Genomic DNA, 25,101 nt, shown 5'->3' on the forward strand with positions numbered 1-25,101 from the left:
ACCCCAAGCAGTTCGCGGAGCTGAACGGCAACCTCGTCGTGGTCGGCGCCGCCGCGCGCAACAGCGTCCGCAGGCTCTACCTGGACGAGAACCTGGTGACCCTGCGGCTCTCGACGGAGGCCGAGGCGGAGGAGCGGTTCGCCGAGGTGCTGGGAGGGGCCGAGGTCGGCAGGCGGATCACCTCGGACAGCCTGGAGCTCGCTGTCGTCGAACGGGTCCACGACGCCGCGCGGGGCACGACCGTCGTGTTCTGCCTCGGCCGGCACGGCGACACGACCTGGGCCGCCACCGAGTACCTCGTGCGCAACTGGCGGAGCCTGGAGCGGGAGTTCGGCGACCGGCCGTTCGCCCTCTGCCTCGGCTTCCAGGACCTGGGCTACGGCTACGACTACCGCCCGCCGCGGCGGCTCGGCGTGCTGCGCGGATGACACAGCACGCCGGGCATCGCTAGACGGCGGCCAGCCGGTTCATCGAGTGCTGGATCAGCCCGACCAGCACGGCCTTCGACGACTCGCGGTCGCGGGCGTCGCACAGCAGCACCGGGATCTGCTCGTCCAGGTCCAGCGCGTGCCGCACCTCGGCCACCGTGTACTGCTGGGCGCCGTCGAAGCAGTTCACGGCCACGATGAACGGGATGCCCCTGTGCTCGAAGAAGTCGATCGAGGGGAACGACGAGTCGAGCCGCCGGGTGTCCACCAGGACGACGGCGCCGATCGCGCCGGTCGCGAGCTCGTCCCACATGAACCAGAACCGGTTCTGGCCCGGCGTGCCGAACAGGTACAGCACCACCTTGGTGTTGATGGTGATGCGCCCGAAGTCCAGCGCGACGGTGGTCGTGTCCTTGCCCTCGATGCCCGCGAGGTCGTCGACGTGCACGCCGGCCTCGGTGAGCAGCTCCTCGGTTCTCAGCGGCGCGATCTCCGACACCGACGCGACCATGGTGGTCTTGCCGGTGCCGAACCCGCCCGCGATGACGATCTTCACCGCGGTCGGCACGGTCAGCTCAGATCCCACGAACACCATCCAAAACGGCCTGCAGGAGATCCCGGTCCGGGATCTGGTGAGAGGAGTTCTGCACGAGCACGTCACCGCGCTCGATCAGGTCCGACAGGAGGACCTTCACCACGACGAGCGGGACGTCGAGGTAGGCGGCCACCTCGGCGACCGACAGCGGGCGTGAGCACAGGGACATGATCTCGCGATGCTCGACCGACAGCGACGTCTGGTCGGACGCAAACGAGGCCGCTCGGACCTGCGTCACCAGGTGGAGGTCGGGTGCGTTCGGTCTAGTGCGCCCCCGCACCATGGCGTAGGGCCGCACCAGCGGACCCGCGGCCTCGTCGTACCACCAGTCCTCCCGCGAGGTCATCAGCGTGACTCTCGTGCGGCTGGCACCGTCGCCGTTTCTGCGCGGGGGGCCGAGGAGAGGTATGTGCCCACCCGTTTGACCAGCATGTTCATCTCATACGCGATCATGCCCATGTCAGCGTCCTCTTCTCCGAGAAGTGCAAGACACGCTCCGTGACCCGCCGCGGTCACGAAGAGGTACGCGTGCTCCATCTCCACGATGGTCTGCCGGACCGCGCCGCCGCCGAAGTGCCTGCCCGTGCCGCGGGCCAGGGACTGGAACGCCGACGCCATCGCCGAGAGGTGCTCCGAGTCGTCGCGGGACAACCCGGCCGACCGGCCGAGCAGGAGTCCGTCCGCCGACAGCACTACCGCGTGACGGGCGCCGACCACGCGCTGGATGAGCTCCTCCAGCAACCAGTTCAGTTCGCCGTGCTGGCTGGTGTTGTCCTTCATGGCGATGGTGCTCCTTCTGATCTCCAGTCGTCGGACAGCCGGGCGTCGCGGGTGCCGCGCTGGAACGCCGCCAGCCCGTCCCTGATCCGCTCGGCCGGCCGGTCGCTGCTGCTCACCGGTTCGGCGGGGGGCGCCTCCTGCGCGGACTGCACGAGCTGCGGCGCGAGGTTCTGCCGCTTCTTCCTGCGGGGAAGGGGTGCCTTCCCGTCCGGCGGAGGGGGCGCGGGGGTCGGTTCGTCCACCGATGCATCTGCAACGGATACGTCCGCGGGAGCCAGGGAGTTCAGTCCGTCGCGCAGCGCGGCCAGCCCCTCGGGGGTCACCGCCGCCGCGGGAGGGGGCGGGTGCACCTCGACGTGGCCGTGGACCTCGTCGTGGAACGACCGCACCGGCATCTGCATAGTCTCGGAGATGTCGCCGGCGGCGGTGTGGGGGGCGACGATGTTCGGCGGCAGGACGCACAACGCCACGGTGCCACCGTAGGGCGAGTCGCGCAGCTCCACCTTGATGCCCCGGCGCGCCGCGAGCCTGGCGACGACGAAGAGCCCCAGCCGGGACTCGCCGCGGAACGCCATCGTCTCGAAGTCCGGCGGGTTGGAGAGCTTCGCGTTGGCCTGCAGGCGTTCCTCCTGCGTGAGGCCCAGGCCGTGGTCCTCGATCTCGATCACGATGCCGTGCGGGACGGCGTCGGCGGAGTGGATGACGACCTCGGACCGCGGTGAGGAGAACGCCGTCGCGTTGTCGATGAGCTCCGCGAGCAGGTGGATGGTGTCGGCGACGGCGACCCCGACGAGCGCGCGGTCCGGAGCCGGGTTGACCTTCACCCGCACGTAGTGCTCGGTCTCGGCCACCGCGGACCGCAGGACGTCGCTCAGCCGCACGGGTTTGCGCCACTGCCTGCCCGGCTGCTCCCCCGCGAGGATGATCAGGTTCTCGGCGTTGCGGCGGGCACGGGTCGCCAGGTGGTCGAGCGTGAAGAGCGAGTCGAGCTGCTCGGGGTTCTCCTCCTCGCGCTCCAACTTGTCGAGGATCTTGATCTGCCGGTGCACCAGCCCCTGGTTGCGGTGCGCGATGTCGAGGAAGACCCGGTTCACGCCCTCACGGGCCTGCGTCTCCTTCACCGCCGCCGCGACCGCCGTGTACTGGGCGGTGTTGAACGCGTCCGCGACCTGGCCGATCTCGTCGTTGCCGTAGTCCAGCGGCGGCATGTCGCGGTGCACGTCGACCTGCTCGCCGCCGCGCAGGCGCGCCACGATGTGCGGCAGCCGTTCCTGCGCGAGCCGCAGGGTGTCCTCGCGCAACGAGTTCAGCCGCGTCACGAGCGCCTTGCTGACCAGGCGGTTGGACGTGCGCAGCGCCAGCACGATGCCGGCGACGACCGCGAGCAACGCGATGAGGCTGCCGATCAGCAGGGCGGTGACCCGGCTGTTCGCCTTGGCGAGGCCCAGGTCTGCGGCGTCGCCCGCCTGCTGGACCGCGATGCCGACGAGCTTCTCGTGCACGGGGGCGGCCGCGGCGCGCCACTGCTGCTCGGTGACGTCGCGGTCGCCGTTGATGATCCGGCCCTCGAGGTCGAGCAGCGCGCGGTACTCGGCGCCGCCGCGCAGCGTGTCGTACTGCAGGCGGGCCGGCTCCAGCGCGAACGGGATCGTCGAGTCGAGGCTCGAGTGGTAGGCGCCCACGAGCCGGGAGAACTCGACGCGTTCCGCCGGGGCGAACGAGCCGTTGAGCAGCCCGCGCGAGCCGATCGTCTCGCCGCGCGACATCCAGTCGGCGGCCTGGAAGATCGCGACGGCCTGGACGTCGGACTGGCTCGCCTCCGCGTCGGGCACGAGCCGCGCCTGCCGGGAGAACAACGCCACGCCCGCGTCGACGAGGCTGTTGTAGTAGTTGTAGACCGCCTGCGGGTCCGCGCTGCGGGACTCGACCTGTGCGCGTTGCTGCGGCAGCTGGTCCAGCACGGTCGTGAGCGCGCTGATCCGGTCGACGACGTCCTGCGGCGAGCCGTCGGACAGCTCGGCGAACGCGTCCTTCATCTTCCGGACGGACTCGTCGGTGGCCTGCTGCTGCTTCTTCAGCTCCGCCGTGCCACCGCCGGCCTGGCTCAGCAGCACGAGGCTCAGCTGGCGTTCCTTCTGCAGCCCGACGAACGCCTGCACGGACGGGATCGTCACGTCCTTCACGCTCGACGCCACCGAGCGCAGGTAGAAACCGTCGAAAAGGGTGTACGAGGAGAAGACGGCCCACATCACGAGGAGCACCACGCTGGGCACGACCACGACGCCGGCCAACCGGGACCGGATGGTCCGGTAGTTGGTCGGTGTGTAACCGCTCTTCTCGTTCACAGCGCTCTCACGGTCTCCATGTGTCCCACGGCTAGCGCTGCGGGTAACGCCAAGTCACTCCTTCGGCTGTAATTCTGGTTCGCAGGCTACCCAGTCGAGTGACTGGAGCAACAGCCGGTACGGGGGTTCTCACAAGCCAAGAACCCCCGTACGGGCTAGTTCTCCCGTTCCTTCTAAGGGCGCTCGACGGCGACGACGGTGTAAGTCGTCTCCGGCGTCGGCGGCGTGCTGAACCGGGCATTCGGCAGGTAGAGGCGCTTGCCGAACGCGGCGACCGTCGTGGGAACGTCGAACCGCGCGTCCGTTCGTTCCGCGGCGAGAGTCGCTCCGTCACGGCCCAACGTGTAACGCGCGACTTTGTTCAACCTGTTTTGCACCACGAACAACTGATGTCCCTCGCGCAACAGTCCGTCGCCATTCGTGAGCGTCTGCCCGTTCAAATCGATGGTGCTGGTTTTGCCGGTCCTGGGATCGATCCGGAACAGCTGACCGGTGTTGCTCTGCACGGCGATCAGGTCGTCGCGCAGGCCCGTGACGATGCCGTTGAGGTTCGTCGCTCCCGGCGTGACGACGAGGTCGCCGGTGAGCGCCAGCGCGCGGTGCGGCTTGAGGCTCAGCGGCACCTCGTACAGCACCGCCTGGCGGGAGTCCGTGAACCACGCCGACTTCTCGGTCAGCACGACGTCGTTGACGAACGTGTCCGGCGTGGCGAACTGGAACCTCGCCAGCAGCGCGCCGCTGCGGGTGTCGTAGACGCGGGCGTCGCCGCCCGTGCCGCCGGCGACCCACAACCGCTTGCGCGCGTCGACCTTCATGCCGAGCGAGGGCGTGCCGGGGCCCGTCGCCAGCACCTTGCCGTTGCCCGTGCGCAGGTCCGCCGCGTAGATCGACCCGTCGGCGCGCGACCCGAAGTAGGCCGTCGTGCCGCTGATCGCGATGCCTTCGGGCTGCCACCCGTTCGGCAGGGAGAACTCCGCGGGGAAGTGCCGGGAACCGTCCGCGGTGGCCGGCGCCGCGGCCGTGAGCGAGACGCCCAGGACCGCCGCGAGCAGGACACCGAATCTGCGGTACATGCCGCCTCCTAATCGGATTGGGTGCGTCCCCGATCCTTCTCCAGCTCGGCGGCGAAACCGGAGTTTTCTCAGCATTCCGACATCTCTACAGCTCAGCGGCGGCCTCCGCGATGAGCTCCAGCGACTCGCCAGGCCCCAGCGCGATCTCCTGGAGGCTCTCGAACCGGTGCGCGCACTGCTCGGTGAGGCCGGGGTCCTCGACGTACTCGCCCTTGATGAACGTCTCCAGGTACGCCACGTCGTTGTGCTGGCGGTGCGGGAACCCGAGCAGCGTGAACGGCGACCCCATGGCCGGGTACGCCCCGGCACCGCGCGGCACGACCTGCACGCTCACCGCCGGGTGTTCGCTGACCTCCATCAGGTGCAGGAGCTGGGCCTTCATCACCCGCGGCCCGCCGACGACCTGCCACAGCACGGCCTCGGGGAAGACGGCCTGCACCGCCAGCGGGTCCTTGTCGTGGAGACGGGTGGACCACGCCTCGCGCACCATCGCGAGCCGTGCGGTGCGCACCGGGTCGTCCGTCTGCAACGCGGCGTCGGTGTACCCGGCGAGCTGGAGCACGGCGGGCACGAGATCCGTTGTGAACGTGCGCAGCAGCGTCGCCTCGAAGACGAGATTCGCGAAATCGGCGGCCGCGTCGAAGTTCAGCAACTCGTCTGGAGCGCACTTGCGGATCCGTTCCGCGTACTGCGCGCGCAAGACCGCCAACTGCCATTCCGGAGTCGGCACCTTGTACACGTATCCGAGCGCCATGATGTCCACCGGAGCCGACGGTTGCACGGCGTTCTCCATCATGGACAGCTTGGCGCTGCTGAAGCCCACGCGCTGGCCGGCCTCGGTGAGGCTGAGCTCGCGCTCGTCGCGCCACCCGGCCAGCTGCCGCCCGATGGCGCGTTCTAGTGCGGTGGCCCGGAAATCCTTCGGCATGACGCGAAGGATATGACCAATTCGGATTCCCGAAAGGGAGGCCCGGTGTGGACAACCCTTCAGTGGCAACGAACTCCGTTGAGCGGAGAGCTAAGTCGTTAAACGCGCCGTGTGCATTTCTCGCATTGTTAGCGTTTCGTGCGCGCATGGGCACGCACGAGATCATGGAACCTGAACGCGTCGTCTCCCACTTCGGTCAGCAACGACTTCTCGACGAGGTCGTCCAGCGCGTCCTCGACCTCGCACGCGGGCTCCTCCGCGACGGACGCTGCCTCCGGCACCCCGAACACGCCCGGCTGCCACGCGCACAGCCGGTAGAGCCGGGCCTGCCGCTCCGGCAGCTCCCCGTACGACAGGTCGAGCAACGGCCAGAGCCGCCCGTCGTCGGGAAGCGGCCCGACGTCCGTCACGTGCCCGATGCCAAGCCTGGTCCTGCTGGTCACGAGCACGGTCCCGGACGGCGGCAGCAACGGCCGCACCTGCGCGGCCGAGCTCGCGTTGTCGAGCAGCAGGGTGAACTGCCGGCGCGCGACGAGGCTGCGGAACACCGCGCTCTCGTCGTCCGGCGCGACGTTCAGCCCGAACGCCCGCAGCACGCGGCCGATGCCGTGCGCCGCGAGGTCGACGTAGAGCTGGACCCCGGATCCCCGTTCCCGCAACCACTTCAACGCCAGCGCGGTCTTGCCCACCCCGGCGGCCCCGGTCAGCACGGTGATCCCGGCCCGGATGGCGCGCAGCTCGGCGTCGCGCCCGACGAAGTGCCGCGGCGGCGTGGGCGGGCGGAAGAGCGGCGGTACGTCCCAGCGACCCCTGATGACCCCCGTGGCATCCGCCGCCAGCACATCGCGCATCCCCGCACCTCCCTGACACCGTCGAAGCTACGGGCTTTCCTCCACTTGCATCAGACGGCCATCGAGTGATCGCACGCCAGCGCGGCACCCGCGTGCGAGGTGGCGGTCTTCACCTGCCGGCCGTTGACGACGATCTTGCACGTGAGCTCGCCGTGCACCCCTTCGAGCCTGATCGCGACCCGCCCCTTGCGCTTGCCCAGCCGTTCGAAGGGCAGGTCCGGGTTGCGCAGGGTCCGTTCCTGCTCACCGGGGAAGGTGTAGGTGAGCTGGTCGGTCGTGCCCGTTCCCTCGACCGTCACGCGGATGCTGGGCGCTGCCGCGCAGCCGGTGCTCCCGGCCAGCAGCAGGCCCACGAGTAAGGCGGCGGATCTCATACAGAGAACGGTACGAACCGGGGGCACCCGGATACATCAGCCTGAAGGCCCTGGAAACATCAGCCGTCAGGTTGACAACCCGAGGTCGTGGAGACGCGTTTCGACCCGGAACCGCTCGACCTCGCGCTCGACGCCTTCCGGCAGTTCACCCAGCCGGTGTTCCACGCCGAGCGCCGCGCAGGCCTGCACCAGCAACGCGTCGTAGGCCTGACGTGCGCCGATCTTCTTGGTCGCCGACACCCCCGGCCCGAAGCAGGCCCGCGACCGGCGCACACGACGAAGGTCGGCCGCGATTCGTTCTATCGGCCGATGTTCGGGGACGAGCGGGGAAGGACGAAGCCTCCGCAGCGCCTTCACCAGACCGAAGGGCACGCTCCCAGGTTAACCGGACTGCAGCGCCAGGAAGAGGTCCACGCGCGCCTCGAACTCGGTCAGGTCGACGCCGAGCAGCTCCTCCACCCGGCCGACCCGGTACCGCAACGTGTTCACGTGCACGTGCAGCTTGGCGGCCGCCGCGGTCCACGAGCCCGAGCAGTCGAGGAACACCTTCAGCGTCCCGGCGAGGTCGGAGCCGTGCTCGGCGTCGTAGTCGATCACCGGTCCGAGCAGCCGGCGGCGCAGCGAGCCGCGCAGTTCCTCCGGCACCCCGGCGAGCAGCAGCTGGTGCAGCGCGATCTCCTCGCCCGCCACCACGCACGTGCGACCGCCACGGCGCTCGCCCAGCCGGCGCGCGTGCGTGGCTTCCTCCGCCGCGCCACGCAGTCCGCGGGACTCGACCGGCGAGCTGATGCCGACGAGCACGCGCGACGAGCCGAGGCCCGGTTCCATCACGCGCATCGCCTCGCGGACCTCGTCGGGCGGGGAGTCCTCGGCCTTCGCGACCGCGTACACCGTGTCGCCCACCGGGGTCACCAGCGCCTGCGGCAGCGCCTCTTCCAGCACGCCCGCCGCGAGGTCGACCCGCTGGTCGGACGTCACCGCGCTCAGCACCCGCAGCCGCGCGCTCTCCAGGCCGGCGGCCGCGAGCCGTGACTCGAGGTCGGCCGACCCGCTCAGCACCGCGGCGACCAGCGGTGCCGCCGTGCGGTTCTCGATCTGCCTGCCCTGGGCCTGGCGCAGGCGTTCCAGGCCGACGAGGGACGCGAGCTCGGTGGCGGCCTCTTGCTGCACCGGGCCGCCTACGACGAGGATCCAGCTCGTGAGCCGGGTGCCGCCGCGGTCGGAGACGGGGACGAGCGTCACGCCCTTGACGGTCCTCGGCAGGCGGTCGGCCCGCAGGAACTCCTTCACCAGCGAGACGCGGTCCGGCAGCTCGCCGCCCGCGACGACGCGGCCGGCCGTGGAAAGCACCCAGCACCGGGCGTTCAGCTCGTGGCCGCCGGCGAGCAGCAGCGCGGGCAGGCCGGAGCCCTCCGCGACGACGTTGAGGAGCCTGCGGTGGCGCGACAAGCCGACCAGTTCCATCGACACGCGTTCGGTGATGGTCGCGAACGACAGGTCGACGGGCACCTCCAGCAGCGGCACGTGGTGGCGCTGGCACGCGTCGACCAGGTCGCCGGGAAGGTCGCTGCCGATGTCGGACGCCGCGAGGCCGGCGACGTGGGCGGAGGCGAGCGAGCGGACGAACGTCTCGGAGTCCTGCGGGCCGTGGTGCCAGAGCAGGCCGGACAGCACCAGCTCCCCGCCGGAGAGGTACCGGCTGGGGTCGGGCAGCTCCGTTCCGTACACGCGGGTGACGGTGCGGTCGAGCTGGTCCTCACCGGTGTGCAGGCTCAGGCGCAGCTCTGGCATCTGCAGCAACGTCCGCAGCAACAACATGAGAGGTCACTTTCGTCCATTCGTCGCCAGAATGGATGACATTTGTAGGAAAGCACAAATTCACGAGCTGTAGGAGCCTGGCGGTTCATGTGATCCGGCCGTAGCACGGGGACACATGAGGTCTGTGTACTGGCTCACAACGAGATGGGAGGGCGAGTGACGATCTCCACGCACGTGCTGGACGCGGCACGCGGCAGGCCGTTCGCGGGCATCGCCGTGTCGCTGCAGCGCCGCGACGGGACCGAGGTGGCGGCCGCGGAGACGAACGCGGACGGGAGGATCACCGGATGGGGTGACGGCTTGGCGGCGGGCGTCTACCGGCTGGTGTTCGACACCGCGGCGGCCGCGCCGTTCTTCCCCGAGGTCGTGCTCACCTTCGACTACTCCGACCCGGCGCAGCACTACCACGTGCCGTTGCTGCTGTCGCCGTTCGCCTACTCCACCTACCGAGGTAGCTGACGATGGACTTCCTTCGACCGGAGACGCTCGCCGAAGCGTTGGAGACCAAGGCGAACCGCCCCGACGCCGTGCCGATCGCCGGGGGCACGGACGTCATGGTGGAGCTGAACTACGACCACCGCCGGCCCGCCGCGTTGCTGGACCTGACCCGGATTCCCGAGCTGCGGCAGTGGGAGCCTGGGCTGCGGATCGGCGCGGGCGTGCCGTACGTGCGGATCATCGACGAGCTGGGCGCGCAGCTGCCGGGTCTCGCCATGGCCTCGCGGACGGTCGGGTCGCCGCAGATCCGCAACCGCGGCACGGTCGGCGGCAACCTGGGCGCGGCCTCCCCCGCCGGCGACACGCACCCGGTGCTGCTGGCGTCGGACGCGGTCGTCGAGGTGGCCTCCGTGCGCGGGACGCGGATGATCCCGGCCGCCGAGTTCTACCTGGGCGTCAAGAAGAACGCGCTGGAGCCGGACGAGCTCATCGTCGCCGTCCACCTGCCCCCCGCGCCGGGACCGCAACAGTTCTCCAAGGTCGGCACGCGCAACGCGATGGTGATCGCCGTGTGCTCGTTCGCGATCTCGCTGTTCCCGGCGGAGAAGCGGGTCGGCGCGGCGGTCGGGTCGGCGGCTCCGACCCCGCGGCGGGCTCACGAGGCCGAGGAGTTCCTCGCCTCAGCGCTGGACTTCTCGTCGCCGGCGCCGTTGCTGGACTCGGTGAAGCGCGAGTTCGGCGAGCTGGTGTCGAAGGCGGCGTCGCCGATCGACGACGTGCGCGGGTCGGCGGCCTACCGCAAGCACGCGCTGGCAGTGATGGCACGCAGAACGCTGGGCTGGGCCTGGCAGGAGCTTCTGGACGGGGAACAGGCATGCGCGTGAACGTGACGGTCAACGGCGAGCAGCGGCAGGCCGACGACGTGTGGGAGGGCGAGTCGCTGCTCTTCATGCTGCGCGAGCGGCTCGGGCTGCCCGGCTCGAAGAACGCCTGCGAGCAGGGCGAGTGCGGCTCGTGCACGGTCTACCTGGACGACGTGCCGGTGTGCGCGTGCCTGGTCGCGGCCGGGCAGGCGCAGGACCGCGAGGTCCGCACGGTCGAAGGGCTCGCCGACGGGGACGCGCTGGACCCCGTGCAGGAGGCGTTCGTCGAGGCGGGCGCGGTGCAGTGCGGGTTCTGCACGCCCGGTCTCGTGGTGCAGGCGCACGACCTGCTGGACCGGGTGCCGAACCCGTCCGACCCGGAGATCCGCGAGGCGCTGGCCGGGAACCTGTGCCGCTGCACCGGGTACGAGAAGATCCTGGACGCCGTGCGCCTGGCTGCGTCGCGCCGATGATCGTCCTCGACCGCTGCGCGGTGTCCACTGTGGACGAGGCCGGGACCGAGCACCTGTCCGGGCACGTCGTGATCGAGAACGGGCGGATCAGGTCGGTCGCGTCCGGTCCCGCACCCCGGCCCTACGAGTCACACACCTACGTCGACGCGTCGTCGTGCCTGGTCACGCCGGGGCTGATCAACACGCACCACCACCTGTACCAGTGGGCGACGCGTGGCCTCGCGACCGACGCCACGCTGTTCGAGTGGCTGACCACGCTGTACCCGGTGTGGCGCGGGCTCGACGACACCGTGACGCACGCGGCGGCGTCGGCGGGGCTGGCGAAGCTCGCGCTGACGGGCTGCACGCTGGCCGCCGACCACCACTACGTGTTCCCGTCCGGTGGCGGCGACGTGTTCGACGCGCTGGTGTCGGCGGGGCGGCGGGTCGGCATCCGGCTGGAAGCGATCCGCGGGTCGATGGACCGGGGCGAGTCGCACGGCGGGCTGCCGCCGGACAACCTGGTCGAGGAGACGGAAGCGGCGTTGACCGCCACGGAGCAGGCGATCGGCGACTACCACTCGACGGCCGACGACGCGCTGGTCCGGGTGGCTGTCGGGCCGTGCTCGCCGTTCTCGGTGTCGAAGGAGCTGATGACCGGCGCGGCGTCGCTGGCCCGCCGGCACGGCGTCCGGTTGCACACGCACCTCGCCGAGACCCTGGACGAGGAAGAGCAGTGCCTGGCGGAGAACGGGTGCACGCCGACCGAGTACGCCGAGCAGCTCGGCTGGCTCGGCCCGGACGTGTGGCTCGCGCACACCGTGCACCTCAACGGTGACGCGGTGAAGCGGCTCGGGGCCACCTCGACCGGATCCGCGCACTGCCCGACGTCCAACGGCCGGCTGGGCACCGGGATCGCGCCCGTCCGCGACCTGCTGGACGCGGGCGTGCCCGTCGGGCTCGGCGTCGACGGTGCGGCGTCCAATGAGGACGGCGGGCTGGTCGTCGAGCTGCGGTCGGCGCTGTACCAGGCACGTCAGCTCGGTGGGCCCGGCGCGATGGACGCCCGCAAGGCGTTGTGGATGGGCACGATGGGCGGCGCGCGGGTGCTCGGCCGGGCCGACGCACTGGGCTCGATCGAGCCGGGCAAGGTCGCGGACCTCGCCGTGTGGGACCTGTCCGGGCTCGACCACGCGGGTATCTCCGACCCGGTGGCGGCGCTGGTGCTGGGCACGCCGCCGCCGTTGAAACTGTTGATCGTGGGCGGTGAGGTCGTGGTGCGGGACGGGGTCCTGCTCACGGCATCGACCGACGAGCTGGCGCGGGACCTCACCGCCGCCAGTGCCAAGCTGCAGGAGGCTGCGCGATGACCCTCACCCCCGCCGAACTGACCTCCGCGGTGTCGGGAGGCATCGGCACGTCACCGCAGCGCCCGGACGGCAACCTCAAGGTGCGCGGCGAGTTCGCCTACGCGTCCGACCTGTGGCACGAGGACATGATCTGGGGCTCGACGCTGCGCTCGCCGCACCCGTACGCCCGCATCACGTCGATCGACCTGACCGAGGCGTTGAAGGTGCCGGGCGTGTACGCGGTGCTGACGCACTCGGACGTACCGGGGCGCAACCTGTACGGGTTGGAGCACAAGGACCAGCCGGTGCTCGCGGTGGACGTCGTGCGCTACCAGGGCGAGCCGGTCGCGTTGGTCGGCGCTGACCACCCGGAGACCGCGCTGCGGGCGATGAAGAAGATCGTCGTCACCTACGACGTGCTGGAACCCGTGGTGGACATGGAGACCGCGGCCGACGACACGCCGTTGCACCCCGGCGGGAACCTGGTGCGGCACGTGCCGATCCGGCGCGGCTCGCAGGACGCCGAGGCGGACGTGGTGGTCACCGGCCGGTACGAGGTCGGCATGCAGGACCAGGCGTTCCTCGGCCCGGAGTCCGGGCTCGCCGTGCCGGCCGAGGACGGGTCGGTCGACCTGTACATCGCGACGCAGTGGCTGCACGTCGACCGCGCGCAGATCGCGTCCGCCCTGGGCCTGCCGGAGGAACGGGTGCGGCTGACGCTCTCGGGTGTCGGTGGCGCGTTCGGCGGTCGTGAGGACCTGTCGATGCAGGTGCACGCGTGCCTGCTGGCTCTGCACACCGGCAAGCCGGTGAAGATGGTCTACAACCGCGAGGAGTCGTTCTACGGGCACGTGCACCGGCACCCGGCCGTGCTGTACTACGAGCACGGCGCCGACCACACCGGCAAGCTGGTCTACGTCCGCACCCGCATGTACCTGGACGGCGGCGCGTACGCCTCCTCGACTCCCGCTGTCGTGGCCAACGCGGCGACGTTGGGCGTCGGTCCGTACGAGGTCGACAACGTCACGGTCGACGCTTACGGCCTCTACACGAACAACCCGCCGTGCGGCGCGATGCGCGGATTCGGTGCGGTGCAGGCAGGTTTCGCCTACGAGTCCCAAATGGACAAACTCGCCGAGGCATTGGGCATGTCCCCGGTCGAGATCCGCGTGCGCAACGCGATGACCGAGGGCTCCGTCATGCCGACCGGCCAGGTGGTCGACTCGGCCGCGCCCGTCGCGCAGTTGCTCAAGCTGGTGCAGGACAAGCCGTTGCCCGCCGGCACGTCGTCGGACATCCGCGAGCTGCCCGGTGGCGTCTCGAACACCACGCACGGCGAGGGTGTCGTCCGCGGTGTCGGCTACGCCGTCGGCATCAAGAACATCTGCTTCTCCGAGGGCTACGACGACTACTCGACGGCGCGCGTGCGGGTGTCGATGGTCAACGGCTCGCTGGCCGCCGCCGTGCACACCGCCGCCTGCGAGGTCGGCCAGGGCCTGGTGACGATCATGCAGCAGATCGTGCGGACGGAGCTGGGCATCGAGCGCGTGACCGTGCTGCCGATGGACACCACGATCGGCAACGGCGGCTCGACCTCCGCCTCGCGCCAGACGTACGTCACCGGTGGTGCCGTGAAGGCCGCCTGCGCGCTGGTGTTCGACAAGCTGGCCGGCCGCACCGACATCGGCGACGAGGTGATCGACGAGACCACCGAGTGGCGGCACCGCGCGACCGAGGCCCTCGACCCCGAGACGGGGCAGGGCAACGCGCACGTCCAGTACGGCTTCGCGGCCCACCGCGCCGTGGTCGACGTGGACGTCGAGCTCGGCCTGGTGCGCGTGGTGTCGCTGGACTGCGCCCAGGACGTCGGCAAGGCGCTGAACCCGCAGGCCGTGGTCGGCCAGATCCAGGGCGGTTCCGCCCAGGGCCTCGGCCTCGCGGTGATGGAGGAGATCCAGACCTCCGGCGGCAAGGTGCGCAACCCGTCCTTCACCGACTACCTCATCCCGACGGTGCTCGACATGCCGCCGATGAGCATCGACGTGCTCGAACTGGCCGACCCGCACGCCCCGTACGGCATCCGCGGCGTCGGCGAACCGCCCACCATCTCGTCGACCCCGGCGATCGTGGCGGCGATCCGCGCGGCGACCGGCCTGGCGCTCACCCGCGTCCCGGTCCGCCCGGAACACCTCACAGGTACCTGAGTTCTTGGAGTTCCTTGCTGTGAACGCACATCTGCTCGCCACCATCGACCTGGCCACCCGCAACGTGGCCTCCGGCGGCGGCCCGTTCGGCGCGATGATCGTCCGTGACGGCGAGGTAGTCGCCACCGGCGTCAACCAGGTGACGCCCACGCTCGACCCCACCGCCCACGCCGAGGTCGTCGCGATCCGCGCGGCCTGCCAGGCCCTCGGCGACTTCAAGCTGACCGGCTGCACGCTGATCTCGTCGTGCGAGCCGTGTCCCCTGTGCCTGTCCGCCGCGCTCTGGGCGCGCGTGGACAAGGTGCTGTACGCCGCCGACCGCGACGACGCGGCGGCGGCCGGTTTCGACGACCGGGAGTTCTACGAGCTGTTCAGCAGGTCCCGCGACGAGTGGGACCTGCCCGTGCACCAGATCTCCACCGGCGAGGACAACGCCCCGTTCACAGCGTGGATGTCGCTCGCGACTCGTATCGACTACTGAAGACGGCCACAAGCCTGTCTAGCTGACCGGAGCTCGCATCGCACAAACGCGTTCCGGCGTTGGAACGCGCCCACCGGCATGGGAAAGGCCGTCTTCCGATGACCCAGGTACGGAGCCAACCGAAGTCTCCCCCGCTCGACCAGTTCTTCCGGATCACCGCACGCGGCAGCACTCTCGGCCGTGAAGTCCGGGGCGGTATCACGACTTTCGTCGCGATGTCGTACATCGTGCTGCTGAACCCGTTGATCCTCGGCGCGTCCGCCGACATCACCGGCGCCAAGCTCACCATCGCCGAGATCACCACCGCCACCGCGCTCGCCGCCGGCGTGATGACCGTCCTCATGGGACTGATCGGCAACGCACCCCTGGCGCTGGCCGCGGGACTCGGCGTGAACGGCGTGGTGGCGTTCCAGATGGCGCCGACCATGACGTGGGCCCAGGCCTTCGGTCTGGTGGTGCTGGAGGGCATCTGCATCGTGGTGATGGCCGCGTCCGGTGTGCGCGAGCGGATCATCAACGCGATCCCGGAACCGTTGAAGATCGCGATCACCGTGGGCATCGGGCTCTACATCGCCCTGGTGGGGCTGGTGTCGGCCGGTTTCGTGACCCGCACCCCGGACGCGGCGCACTCGACGGTGCCGGTGCGGATGGGCGTCGACGGGCACCTCAGCGGCTGGCCGATCGTGGTCTTCTGCCTGGGCCTGCTGCTGATGATCGTGCTGCTGGCGCGGGGTGTGCCCGGTGCCGTGCTGATCAGCATCGTGGTGGCCACGGTCGTCGCCGTGGTGGTGAACTCGGTGTTCTCCGTGCCGAACTGGGGCCTGGTGACGCCGTCGCTGCCCTCGTCGGTCGTCGGGTCGCCGGACTTCGGGCTGCTGGGCAGGGTCGACCTCTTCGGCGGCTTCGTGTCGGCGGGCGTGATCGCGGCGACGATCTTCCTGTTCACGCTGGTGCTGTCGGGTTTCTTCGACGCCATGGGCACCATCACGTCGGTGTCGGACGAGGCGGGCCTCACCCGTGACGGCCGCGTCGAGGGCATGGGCAGGATCCTGATGGTGGACGGCGCCGGCGCGATCGCCGGTGGTGTCACGGGGTCCGCCCCGAACACCGTGTTCCTGGAGTCGGCCGCGGGTGTCGGCGAAGGCGCCCGGACCGGCCTGGCCTCGGTGGTGACGGGCGGTCTGTTCCTGGTGGCCCTGCTCTTCACCCCGCTGGCGGCGATCGTGCCGGCCCAGGCGGCGGCACCGGCGCTGGTGGTGATCGGCGGCCTGATGATGACCCAGATCCGCCGCATCCCCTGGCAGGACACGGACTTCACGATCCCCGTGTTCCTGACGGTGGCGATCATCCCGTTCACCTACTCGATCACCAACGGCATCGGCGCGGGCCTCGTGTCCTACGTCGCGCTGCGGATCTGCAAGGGCCAGTGGCCCGGCTGGCTGATGACCGGCCTGGCGCTGATGTTCACCGTGTACTTCGGCGTGGACCTGATCACGGGCAAGTGATCCTCGACGGCTCGGCCGGGCGGCCACCCGGCCGAGCCACCCAGGAGGAGGTTCGATGCGTGACCTGGCGTCGACGCTGCTGTCGTGGGACCGCTTCGCGGTCGCCTCGGTGGTGGCCGTGCGCGGCAGCGCACCCCGACCGGTGGGCGCCGCGATGGCGGTGAGCCCTTCGGGCGAGGTGATCGGCAGCGTGTCCGGCGGCTGCGTGGAGGCGGAGGTCTACGAGCTGGCCCGCACGGTCCTCGAGACCTCGGAACCCGCGCTGGCCACGTTCGGCTACTCCGACGACACGGCGTTCGCCGCCGGCCTGACCTGCGGCGGCTCCCTGGACGTCCTGGTGCAGCGCGACACCCCACCGCTCCGCGCGGCGCTGCAGGCCTCCCTGGCCGGCCACCCGCTGTCGGTGGTCTTCACGGCGAACGGCCGCACGTTCACCGAGTCGTGGCTCCCCCCGCCCCGCCTGCTGGTGTTCGGCGCCATCGACCACGCCGCCGCGGTCGCCGAGGCAGGCCGCTTCCTCGGCTACCACGTGACGGTCTGCGACGCCCGCCCCGTGTTCGCCACCCCCGAACGCTTCCCCGCGGCCCACGAGGTCGTCGTCGACTGGCCACACCGCTACCTCGCGACCACCCGCACCGACCCCGACACGGCAGTCGTGGTCCTGACCCACGACCCGAAGTTCGACATCCCGGTGCTGACCGAGGCCCTGTCCCGCCCACTCGCCTTCGTGGGCGCCCTCGGCTCCCGCCGCACCCACGAGGAACGCCTCGACCGCCTGCGCGAGGCAGGCGTCTCTCCCGCGGCCCTGGCCAGACTCCGCTCCCCGATCGGCCTGGACCTGGGCGGCCGCAGCCCGGCGGAGACAGCGATCTCCATCGCCGCCGAGCTCGTCTCCTCCCGGCACGGCGGCACCGGTCTCCCCCTCTCGACCCTGTCCACTCCCATCCACCCGACGGAGAGCCATGGCACTGATCTTCCTCAACGGCGGCGGCATGAAGGGCGGCCCGCTGCACTCCCAGCTGCAGGGCACCCCGATGGTCTGCCGAGCCCGCAGTGCGCCCAGGTACCGCTACTTCTCGGTGCGGGACACCTTCCCCGCGATGCACGAGTCGGGCTCGGCCCGGGTGGTGGGTGAGCTCTACGACCTGCCGCTGAAGGTCCTCCGCGACCACCTGGTCCCAGCCGAACCCCCGGAGCTGGAGATAGGCGTCATCGAGCTGGAGGACGGCAGTGCCGCCCTGGCCACCGTCCTGCGCTCGGACAGGGTCGACGACCTACTCCGTTCGGGTGACATCAAGGACATCTCGTATCTGGGCGACTGGCGCGAGTTCCTACATCGCGAGGGGTGAGGGAGTGGCAAGGGGGAGTTGCCGCAGCGGCGGGGCCAACGGGGGTTGGTCCCGCCGCGGTCGTGCACACCGCCACACGAGCCACCCGGTCGCACCGCGCAGTGCTCACCGCCCCTGAACACGCAACAACCCGCGCTCATACGCCACCGCGACAGCCGCCGCCCTGTCCCCCACCCCGAGCTTCGCGTAGACGTGCAACAAGTGCGTCTTGACCGTCGCCTCGCTGATGAACAGAGCCGCCGCCACAGCCCGGTTGGTAGACCCCTTGGCCACCAACGCCAACACGTCCAGCTCACGCCCCGACAACGGCTCGGAAGCAGGCTCCCGAACCTGCCCCAACAACCGAGTGGCCACCGCGGGCGACAACACGGCCTCCCCAGCATGAGCAGCGCGAATAGCCCGCTGCAACTCCTCCCGAGGCGTGTCCTTCAACAGGTACCCGGTGGCCCCGGCCTTGATCGCCGGCAACACGTCCCGATCCGTGTCGTACGTGGTCAACACCAACACCCGACACGGATGCCCACGCAACCGCTCGATCGCCGACACCCCGTCAGACCCGGGCATCCGCAGGTCCATCAACACCACATCGGGCCCGACCGCCTCAACCACAGCGACCGCCTCATCCCCGGACGCGGCCTCACCAACCACCTCGAAGTCGGCAGCAGCCAACATCCCCCGCAACCCGTCACGAACAACGGGGTGGTCATCAACGATCACCAGCCGAATCAAGCAACACACCTCTCAAGCGATGCCGAAGGCGAGCAGGAACAACCCCCGCACCGCCAACGGCGAAGCCGAGGCGCCCAAGCGATGCCGAAGGCGAGCAGTCAGACCTTGCCCAGATGGGTAGCGGTGCACCCACTCGTGGTTTTGCGATTGGGGCTTGACTTTGGGTGCGAGGTGCTACCCCTGATGGGATCGGCCGGTTGCGAAGCATCCGGCCTTTTCCGGCCGACAGAGCGCCTCGCAAGGGCCCCGAAGTCAAGCCCCAATCGCAATCGTCGCGGAGCGGCGATGTACATCAGTCTTTCGTCCGAGGTGCACGACCACGCTGGAACAGGCACCCGACCGCCCAGAGCAACCACGCTGGAACTCGCCCGGCACAAAACCCACCACTCACCCAGGAACCCGAACAGAAACAGCAGTCCCTCCCCCAACCTCGGACTCCACGAACAACGCCCCGGACAACCGATGCACCCGATGCCGCATGGCCGGCAACCCGAACCCGGAAGACGACACCGAGAGATCAAACCCGACCCCGTCATCCCGAACATCCAACGCCACAACATCCTCCATATAGGACAACGTCACCCCGACCCGAGAAGCGGAAGCGTGCTTGGCCACGTTCGCCAACGCCTCCTGCGCAGTCCGCAACAGGGCAACCTCCACCTCCGGATGCATGGCCCGAGCCGCCCCGGTCAACGTCACGGAAACAGGCACCCCGTAAACCACGGACCACCCCGAGGCCACCTCGTCCAACGCCTCGGGCAACGCCGCGGAGTCCAACGCGGGCGGCCTCAACGCGTGCACCGACCGGCGAGCCTCAGCCAGGTTGGCACGAGCCAGCTCACGAGCCACCGCCACCCGCCGCTCCCAGTCACCGGCAGTCGCCGCCGACAGCTGGGTGATGATCCCCGTCAGCCCCTGTGCCAGGGTGTCGTGGATCTCGCCGGCCAGCCGGTGGCGTTCGTCCAGCACCCCGGCCTCGTGCGCCTGCACCAGCAGCTGGGCGTGCAGGCCCTCGTTCTCCTCCAGCAGCTCCTTGCGCATCCGGGACTGCTCGGTGGTCACGTGCCCCACGTAGGTGAACGTGCACGCCACCACCACGAACACCGCCAGCAGCAGCCAGAACGCGGCCCGCGCCCCGACCGGCGGATAGCCGCCGAACAGGGACAGCGTCGCCAGGCAGGCCGTCAGCGCCACCACGAAGAACATCCAGCGGCCGCGCAGCACCTCGCTCGCGTAGATGTAGACCGCGTACGACACCGCGCCGAACCAGTGCTCGCGCATGCCGAGCACGCCGTAGAACACCACCATGCCGGTGATGAACACGGCCATCAGGTCCGCGCGCTTGTGCCACGACGGGTGGAACGTGAACCACCACGCCATCCACACGTAGCCGAACGCGACCACGCCGTAGGTGAACCAGCGCTCCGGTGCCGAGTGCTCGGTGAAGATCACGTACAACGCCGTCGTCACCGTCAGCACGAAGTACGGGATCACGCGAGCGATCGCGATGAGCCTGCGCTCCCACGTGTCCAACGAGGCCATGTCCACGCGCTACTCCCAGCGGAAGGTCCTGGCCGCGACGCTACCCGCCACGAGGCCCACGAACCCCATGACCGCGAGTTGCCTCCAATCCGGCGCGGCACCGAGCCACGCCTGCTGCAACGCCTCCACGCCCGGAGGCGCGTAGGACCCGATCTCCAGGATCGCCGAGGGCAGCATGAACCGCGGCAGGTACACGCCGCCCAGGAACATGAGCAGCATGAACACCGCCGTCGCCCAGCCACCGGCCGCCCGCGCGTTCGGGGCCAGCGCGGCGATCACCAGGCCCAGCGCGAACGTCCCGGCCCCTCCCAGCACCACGGCACACGCCAGGCCGAGTGGATGGTGGGGCAGGTCGACGTCGAAAACGACGTACCCGACCACCATAACGAGCAGCACCGACAAGATCGCCGCGGCGAAGTTGACGATCATCTGCCCCGCCAGCAACCGCGCCGGGTGCATCGGCGTCGTCGCCAGCCGCCGCAGCACGCCCTTCTCCCGGTACGCGGCCACGACCGTCGGCACCCGCTGCAACCCGATGAACGCCAGCGTGAACACGACCAGCGACGACAGGTAGCTGTCGATGAACCGGATGCCGCCGAAGTCCGGCAACGGCTCGCGCAACGCGGGAACCGCCCCCAGCCCCAGCAACAGCAGTGACGGGAACACCACCGCGAACAACGAGTTCAGCCGGTCGCGCAGGAACAGCCGCGCCTCGATCTCAACGATCTTCAACATCACTACCCCCGGTCAGCTCCACGTAGGCGTCGTCCAGCGACACCTGGTCGACGCGCAGCTGGCGCGCCACCACCTGCTTGCGCGCCAACAGGGACGTCACCGCGTGCAGCACGGCGTCCGACCCGCTGACGACGACCTGCTCCCCCACCAGCGACACCTCGTCGACCTCGGGCAGCGCCCGCACCAGCTCGAGGTCCAGCGCGGCGGAAGGCACGAACCGCACCCGCGTCGCACCGTCCACACGCGACACCAGCCCCGAGGGCGTGTCGAGCGCCGCGATGCGGCCGTCGCGGAACACCGCCACCCGGTCGCAGAGCCGCTCCGCCTCCTCCATGAAGTGCGTGACCAGCAGGATCGTCACGCCCGCCGCCCGCACCTCCTCGATCACGGACCACGTGTCGCGCCGCGCCTGCGGGTCCAGCCCGGTCGTCAGCTCGTCGAGGATCGCCACCCGCGGCGACCCGACCAGCGCCAGCGCGATCGACAGCCGCTGCTTCAATCCCCCGGACAGCTGCCCGAACTCCACCTTCCGGTGCTCCGCGAGCCCCAGCCGCTCCGACCAGTCCGCGGGCGACGGGTAGAACGACGAGAACAACTCCAGCGCCTCGCCGACGCGCATCCGTTCCGGCAGCTCGGAAGCCTGCAGCTGCACCCCGATCGACGACCGCACCGCCGCGGGCTCCCGCCCCAGCACCGACACGCTCCCCCGGTCCGGCCTGCGCAGCCCCGACACGCACTCGACCGTCGTGGTCTTGCCCGCGCCGTTCGGCCCCAGCACGCCGAAGATCTCCCCCTCGGCCACCTCGAAAGACACCGAGTCCACCGCGACCTTCGGCCCGTACCGCTTGCCGAGGTCGCGCACTTCGATGATTGCCATGCCACCACGATCGGGCAGCACGAGCGGAAGATCATCGAACGAGCGGCGACACCGGGATCAACCGATCGGTTGATGGACTACTCGGTCTCGACGAAGACGGTCCGCAACGCCGCGGCCAGCCGCTCGACCGGGTCGGACACCGGCCCCGGCAGCCGCGCGAGCAGCACCCGGCGCCGCTCGGCGGGCCCGCCCCGCACGGGCAGGATCCGCACCCCGGCGGGCGCGACCGCGACCAGCGACGTGGGCACCGTCGTGATGCCGAACCCCGCCGCGACCAGCTGCAGCTTCGCCAGCCAGTCGCGGGCCGTGTGCGCGACGACGGGCCGCTCGTCGAGGCCGGGCCACACCCCCATCACCCACGGGTCGCCGGAGCCGGAGATCCACCGCTGGCCACGCAGGTCCTCGACGTCGATGTAGTCGTTGCGCGCCAACGGGTGCACCGACGGCACCGCCACACGCAGCGTGCGCTCGACGAGGGTGTCGACCTCCAGCGCGGGGATCTCGTCGTCCGGGGCGCGGAACGGCGGCGCCGACGCGATCAGCGCGATGTCCAGGGTGCCCGCCCGCAACGCCCGCACCAGCGCCGGCGTGCTCCCCTCCCGCGTGACCACCGTGATCGACGGATGCGTGTGCGCCAACGCCGTCAGCGCCCGCGGGAGCAGCCACGCCCCGGCCGTCGCGAACCAGCCGAGCCGGACCGTGCTCTCGTCCTCGTCCGGCAGCCCGGCGAGCTCTCGCGCACCCGCGTCGACCTGCTCCACCACGGTGGCGGCCCGCGGCAGCACGAGCCGGCCCGCGGCCGTGAGCTGCACACCGTCGTACCGCCGTTCGAGCAGCACGGCACCCGCCGCCCGTTCCAGCGACGCGATCTGCCGGGACACCGCGGACTGCGTGTACCCCAGCGCCGTCGCCGCCCCCGTCAACGTGCCACGCTCGGCCACCTCGCGGAACACCCTCAGCGCGACCAGCGACGCGTCACTCAAGCTCATGACGTTTACGCATACCCCGCTTGACATACTTTCGCTACCCGCATGCCCAGAACGCGCCTAGCTTCGAAGACGTGATCGAAACAGAGTTCGGGTTCAGCAGTACCGCCGCCGAGGTCGCCCAGGGGATCGACTTCACCGGCAAGCGCGTGGTCGTCACCGGCGGGTCCTCCGGCATCGGCGTGGAGACCGCCCGCGCGCTCGCCGGCATCGGAGCCGAGGTGACTCTCGCCGTGCGCGACGTCGCCGCGGGCGAGAAGGTCGCGAAGGACATCGGCGGCACCGTCGAGGTCGCACGGCTCGACCTCACGGACCTCGCGTCCGTCGACGAGTTCACACGGAGCTGGCGCGGCCCGCTGCACGTCCTCGTCAACAACGCGGGCGTGATGGCGACGCCCGAGCAGTACACCGAGCAGGGCTGGGAATGGCAGTTCGCCACCAACCACCTCGGCCACTTCGCCCTCGCCACGGGCCTGCACGGCGCTCTCAAGGCCGCCGGCAACGCACGCATCGTCTCGCTCACCTCCCGCGGACACATGCTCTCGCCGGTGATCTTCGACGACGTGCACTACGCGTTCCGCACCTACGAGCCGTGGGGCGCCTACGGCCAGAGCAAGACCGCCAACGTCCTGTTCGCCGTGGAGGCGACGCGCCGGTGGGCGGCCGACGGCATCACCGCGAACGCCGTCATGCCCGGCGCGATCTACACCAACCTGCAGCGTCACATCGGCCCGACCGGGGTCGACCCCGCGATCATCAAGACGACCGGGCAGGGCGCCGCGACGTCCGTCCTCGTCGCCACGTCACCGCTGCTGGAGGGCATCGGCGGCCGGTACTTCGACGACTGCAACGAGACCCGGACGGCCGACCGCCGCGACGAGACACCACCGATGCGCGGCGTGGCCCGGTTCGCCCTCGACCCGGACAACGCCGCCCGCCTCTGGACGTACTCCGAAACCCTCCTCGCGAAGGCCTGACCCATGACGATCGCACTGGTCACCGGCGCCACCCAGGGCCTCGGCCTCGCGCTGACCGAAGGGCTCGCGCAGCGCCTGACGCCCGCCGACACCGTCTACCTGACCGGCAGGGACGTCGACCGCGTCACCGAGGCCGCGCAGGCGGTGCCGGGCGGTGGCGCGCAGGTCCGCGGTGAGCTGCTGGACGTCGCGGACCCCCGAGCGGCCGCCGAGCTCGCCGACCGGATCGAGGAACGCCACGGCGGTATCGACGTCGTGGTCGGCAACGCCGTCATGCGCGTCGGCCCCGACGACGACCCGCGCGAGATCATCGACGAGTACGCCGAGGTCAACAACTTCGGCACCACCAGGCTGCTGCGGGCGTTCGCGCCGATCCTGAACGACCACGGCCGACTGCTCGTCGTCGCCAGCTCGCTCGGCACGCTCCACCACGTCGCACCCGTGCTGCACGAGCACTTCACCCGACCGTCCTCATTGGACGAGGTCGACGAGCAGGTCGCGCGGTGGCGCGACGCCGTCAAGGACGGCAGCGCGAAAGCCGGTGCGTGGCCGGGGTTCGTGAACATCCCGTCGAAGGTCTTCCAGGTCGCCGCCGTGCGCGTGCTGGCGGACGAACGGCGCGAGACCGACGCACAGCGCGGCGTCCTGGTCGCCGCGGTCTGCCCCGGCATGATCAACACGCCGACGTCCGCGCTGTGGTGGGACGTCAGCACCGCCCCGACCCCGGCGCAGGCCGCGGAGGCGGTGCTGGACCTGGCGCTCGGCCCGGTGCGACCGGGGCGGTACGGCGAGCTCGTCCGCCACGGCGAGGTCGTGCCGTTCAGCTGATGGGCTGGTCCAGTCCGTGCACGACCTGGTCGAGCAACGTCCGGATGACCGCCTCGTTGTGCTCGGTGCGGCCCGGCGTGATCATCCGGGACGTCGCCTCGACCATCGCGTGGACGAGCATCGCCCGCAGCTGCGCGCGCTGCACCCCGGCCGTCGTGAAGACGCCGACCAACGGCGCCAGCAACCGTTCGTGCTCGGCCCTGATCTGCTCGCGCGACGAGTCCGGCAGCGCGTGCGCGGACAGGGCCACCACGGCACCGTGGCTGCCGTCGGTGATGATCGCGAGCTCGGTCCGCAGGTACGCCTCGATCTTGTCCGGCACGGAGTCCGCGCCGTTGACCGCGTCCTCCAGCTTGTCCGCCCACTCCGGCAGGGCGTCGGACACGATCGCGGCGACCAGCTCCTCCCGCGAGCGGAAGTACTCGTAGAGGCTCGGCCGCGACAGCCCGACGCGTCTCGCGAGCGACGCGAGCGTCAGCGCCTCCGCCCCCTCGGTCGCCACGATCTCCCGCCCGGCGTCCAGCAGGGCGCGCAACCGGTTGGCGCGGTGCTCCGCCACGGTGTCTGCGCTGATCCTCGGCACACCCGGATCGT

Annotated in this window: 27 protein-coding genes and 1 pseudogene; 12 read left to right on the forward strand and 16 right to left on the reverse strand. The window is 70.4% G+C overall.

What is annotated here, in order from left to right:
- Positions 1-428: hypothetical protein (locus ACFWV3_RS43010; protein ID WP_382419748.1), on the forward strand; the 428-nt coding region annotated here is incomplete at its 5' end.
- 19 nt (positions 429-447) lie between these two features.
- Here the strand turns inward: ACFWV3_RS43010 and ACFWV3_RS43015 are convergent.
- The 10 genes from ACFWV3_RS43015 to ACFWV3_RS43060 all read right to left on the reverse strand — a co-directional run bounded on the left by ACFWV3_RS43015 (position 448) and on the right by ACFWV3_RS43060 (position 9,192).
- Positions 448-1,023, reverse strand: a complete 576-nt coding sequence (locus tag ACFWV3_RS43015; RefSeq protein ID WP_382419749.1) for an ATP/GTP-binding protein — start codon at positions 1,021-1,023, stop codon at positions 448-450.
- A complete protein-coding gene (locus tag ACFWV3_RS43020; protein WP_382419750.1) occupies positions 1,004-1,369 on the reverse strand; it encodes a DUF742 domain-containing protein in 366 nt (121 codons plus the stop codon). The genes ACFWV3_RS43015 and ACFWV3_RS43020 overlap by 20 nt, the downstream gene beginning before the upstream one ends.
- On the reverse strand, positions 1,369-1,803 hold the full coding sequence (locus ACFWV3_RS43025) for a roadblock/LC7 domain-containing protein (protein WP_382419751.1): 435 nt from the start codon (positions 1,801-1,803) through the stop codon (positions 1,369-1,371). The genes ACFWV3_RS43020 and ACFWV3_RS43025 overlap by 1 nt, the downstream gene beginning before the upstream one ends.
- The gene (locus ACFWV3_RS43030) at positions 1,800-4,148 is read right to left on the reverse strand and encodes a nitrate- and nitrite sensing domain-containing protein (protein WP_382419752.1); all 2,349 of its coding nucleotides are present in this window, start codon (positions 4,146-4,148) and stop codon (positions 1,800-1,802) included. The genes ACFWV3_RS43025 and ACFWV3_RS43030 overlap by 4 nt, the downstream gene beginning before the upstream one ends.
- Before the next feature lie 173 nt (positions 4,149-4,321).
- A complete protein-coding gene (locus ACFWV3_RS43035) occupies positions 4,322-5,221 on the reverse strand; it encodes a superoxide dismutase (RefSeq protein ID WP_382419753.1) in 900 nt (299 codons plus the stop codon).
- A gap of 85 nt (positions 5,222-5,306) precedes the next feature.
- Positions 5,307-6,149: a helix-turn-helix domain-containing protein gene (locus ACFWV3_RS43040; RefSeq protein WP_382419754.1), complete on the reverse strand. Its 843-nt coding sequence runs from the start codon at positions 6,147-6,149 to the stop codon at positions 5,307-5,309.
- Between the two features lie 128 nt (positions 6,150-6,277).
- A complete protein-coding gene (locus tag ACFWV3_RS43045; protein WP_382419755.1) occupies positions 6,278-7,000 on the reverse strand; it encodes a hypothetical protein in 723 nt (240 codons plus the stop codon).
- A 50-nt stretch (positions 7,001-7,050) separates the two neighbouring features.
- A complete protein-coding gene (locus ACFWV3_RS43050; RefSeq protein ID WP_382419756.1) occupies positions 7,051-7,374 on the reverse strand; it encodes a hypothetical protein in 324 nt (107 codons plus the stop codon).
- Between the two features lie 66 nt (positions 7,375-7,440).
- Complete coding sequence (locus ACFWV3_RS43055) at positions 7,441-7,746, reverse strand: hypothetical protein (RefSeq protein WP_382419757.1); 306 nt, start codon at positions 7,744-7,746, stop codon at positions 7,441-7,443.
- A gap of 9 nt (positions 7,747-7,755) precedes the next feature.
- Positions 7,756-9,192 (reverse strand): PucR family transcriptional regulator, encoded by a 1,437-nt coding sequence (locus tag ACFWV3_RS43060; RefSeq protein ID WP_382419758.1) that lies wholly within the window; start codon positions 9,190-9,192, stop codon positions 7,756-7,758.
- 144 nt (positions 9,193-9,336) lie between these two features.
- On the opposite strand from ACFWV3_RS43060, the gene uraH reads away from it, so the two are divergent.
- The 9 genes and pseudogenes from uraH (at position 9,337) to ACFWV3_RS43105 (ending at position 17,833) form a co-directional block, all read left to right on the forward strand.
- Entirely contained in the window at positions 9,337-9,651 is a 315-nt protein-coding gene (uraH, locus tag ACFWV3_RS43065) for a hydroxyisourate hydrolase (RefSeq protein WP_382419759.1), read from the forward strand.
- A gap of 2 nt (positions 9,652-9,653) precedes the next feature.
- Positions 9,654-10,514 (forward strand): FAD binding domain-containing protein, encoded by an 861-nt coding sequence (locus ACFWV3_RS43070; RefSeq protein WP_382419760.1) that lies wholly within the window; start codon positions 9,654-9,656, stop codon positions 10,512-10,514.
- On the forward strand, positions 10,505-10,966 hold the full coding sequence (locus tag ACFWV3_RS43075) for a (2Fe-2S)-binding protein (RefSeq protein WP_382419761.1): 462 nt from the start codon (positions 10,505-10,507) through the stop codon (positions 10,964-10,966). The genes ACFWV3_RS43070 and ACFWV3_RS43075 overlap by 10 nt, the downstream gene beginning before the upstream one ends.
- Positions 10,963-12,315, forward strand: a complete 1,353-nt coding sequence (locus ACFWV3_RS43080; RefSeq protein ID WP_382419762.1) for an 8-oxoguanine deaminase — start codon at positions 10,963-10,965, stop codon at positions 12,313-12,315. The genes ACFWV3_RS43075 and ACFWV3_RS43080 overlap by 4 nt, the downstream gene beginning before the upstream one ends.
- The gene (locus ACFWV3_RS43085) at positions 12,312-14,498 is read left to right on the forward strand and encodes a molybdopterin cofactor-binding domain-containing protein (RefSeq protein WP_382419763.1); all 2,187 of its coding nucleotides are present in this window, start codon (positions 12,312-12,314) and stop codon (positions 14,496-14,498) included. Before ACFWV3_RS43080 ends, ACFWV3_RS43085 begins: the two co-directional genes overlap by 4 nt.
- A gap of 19 nt (positions 14,499-14,517) precedes the next feature.
- The gene (locus tag ACFWV3_RS43090) at positions 14,518-14,979 is read left to right on the forward strand and encodes a nucleoside deaminase (RefSeq protein WP_382419764.1); all 462 of its coding nucleotides are present in this window, start codon (positions 14,518-14,520) and stop codon (positions 14,977-14,979) included.
- A 98-nt stretch (positions 14,980-15,077) separates the two neighbouring features.
- Positions 15,078-16,484, forward strand: a complete 1,407-nt coding sequence (locus tag ACFWV3_RS43095) for an NCS2 family permease (RefSeq protein ID WP_382419765.1) — start codon at positions 15,078-15,080, stop codon at positions 16,482-16,484.
- Between the two features lie 55 nt (positions 16,485-16,539).
- Positions 16,540-17,436: pseudogene (locus ACFWV3_RS43100) on the forward strand (XdhC family protein); the annotation flags it as partial.
- 40 nt (positions 17,437-17,476) lie between these two features.
- The gene (locus ACFWV3_RS43105) at positions 17,477-17,833 is read left to right on the forward strand and encodes a gamma-glutamylcyclotransferase (protein WP_382419794.1); all 357 of its coding nucleotides are present in this window, start codon (positions 17,477-17,479) and stop codon (positions 17,831-17,833) included.
- A gap of 105 nt (positions 17,834-17,938) precedes the next feature.
- Here the strand turns inward: ACFWV3_RS43105 and ACFWV3_RS43110 are convergent, their stop codons facing one another.
- The 5 genes from ACFWV3_RS43110 to ACFWV3_RS43130 all read right to left on the reverse strand — a co-directional run bounded on the left by ACFWV3_RS43110 (position 17,939) and on the right by ACFWV3_RS43130 (position 22,705).
- Complete coding sequence (locus ACFWV3_RS43110) at positions 17,939-18,562, reverse strand: response regulator (protein WP_382419766.1); 624 nt, start codon at positions 18,560-18,562, stop codon at positions 17,939-17,941.
- Between the two features lie 387 nt (positions 18,563-18,949).
- Positions 18,950-20,104 carry a sensor histidine kinase gene (locus ACFWV3_RS43115; RefSeq protein WP_382419767.1) on the reverse strand — a complete coding sequence of 385 codons (1,155 nt, stop codon included), beginning with the start codon at positions 20,102-20,104 and terminating at the stop codon, positions 18,950-18,952.
- A gap of 9 nt (positions 20,105-20,113) precedes the next feature.
- Positions 20,114-20,839, reverse strand: a complete 726-nt coding sequence (locus ACFWV3_RS43120) for an ABC transporter permease (protein ID WP_382419768.1) — start codon at positions 20,837-20,839, stop codon at positions 20,114-20,116.
- Positions 20,823-21,716 (reverse strand): ABC transporter ATP-binding protein, encoded by an 894-nt coding sequence (locus ACFWV3_RS43125; protein ID WP_382419769.1) that lies wholly within the window; start codon positions 21,714-21,716, stop codon positions 20,823-20,825. Before ACFWV3_RS43125 ends, ACFWV3_RS43120 begins: the two co-directional genes overlap by 17 nt.
- A 77-nt stretch (positions 21,717-21,793) precedes the next feature.
- Positions 21,794-22,705, reverse strand: a complete 912-nt coding sequence (locus ACFWV3_RS43130; protein WP_382419770.1) for a LysR family transcriptional regulator — start codon at positions 22,703-22,705, stop codon at positions 21,794-21,796.
- A 71-nt stretch (positions 22,706-22,776) separates the two neighbouring features.
- Between ACFWV3_RS43130 and ACFWV3_RS43135 the strand changes: the two genes are divergently transcribed.
- Positions 22,777-23,679, forward strand: coding sequence for an SDR family NAD(P)-dependent oxidoreductase (locus ACFWV3_RS43135; RefSeq protein ID WP_382419771.1), 903 nt, complete (start codon positions 22,777-22,779; stop codon positions 23,677-23,679).
- Between the two features lie 3 nt (positions 23,680-23,682).
- Positions 23,683-24,507 (forward strand): SDR family NAD(P)-dependent oxidoreductase, encoded by an 825-nt coding sequence (locus ACFWV3_RS43140; RefSeq protein ID WP_382419772.1) that lies wholly within the window; start codon positions 23,683-23,685, stop codon positions 24,505-24,507.
- Here ACFWV3_RS43140 and ACFWV3_RS43145 read toward each other — a convergent pair.
- Entirely contained in the window at positions 24,500-25,090 is a 591-nt protein-coding gene (locus tag ACFWV3_RS43145) for a TetR/AcrR family transcriptional regulator (protein WP_382419773.1), read from the reverse strand. The genes ACFWV3_RS43140 and ACFWV3_RS43145 overlap by 8 nt on opposite strands.
- Positions 25,091-25,101: the final 11 nt, after the last annotated feature.

This window comes from Lentzea sp. NPDC059081 (assembly GCF_042738015.1).
In the GTDB taxonomy this organism is placed as follows: Bacteria; Actinomycetota; Actinomycetes; order Mycobacteriales; family Pseudonocardiaceae; genus Lentzea.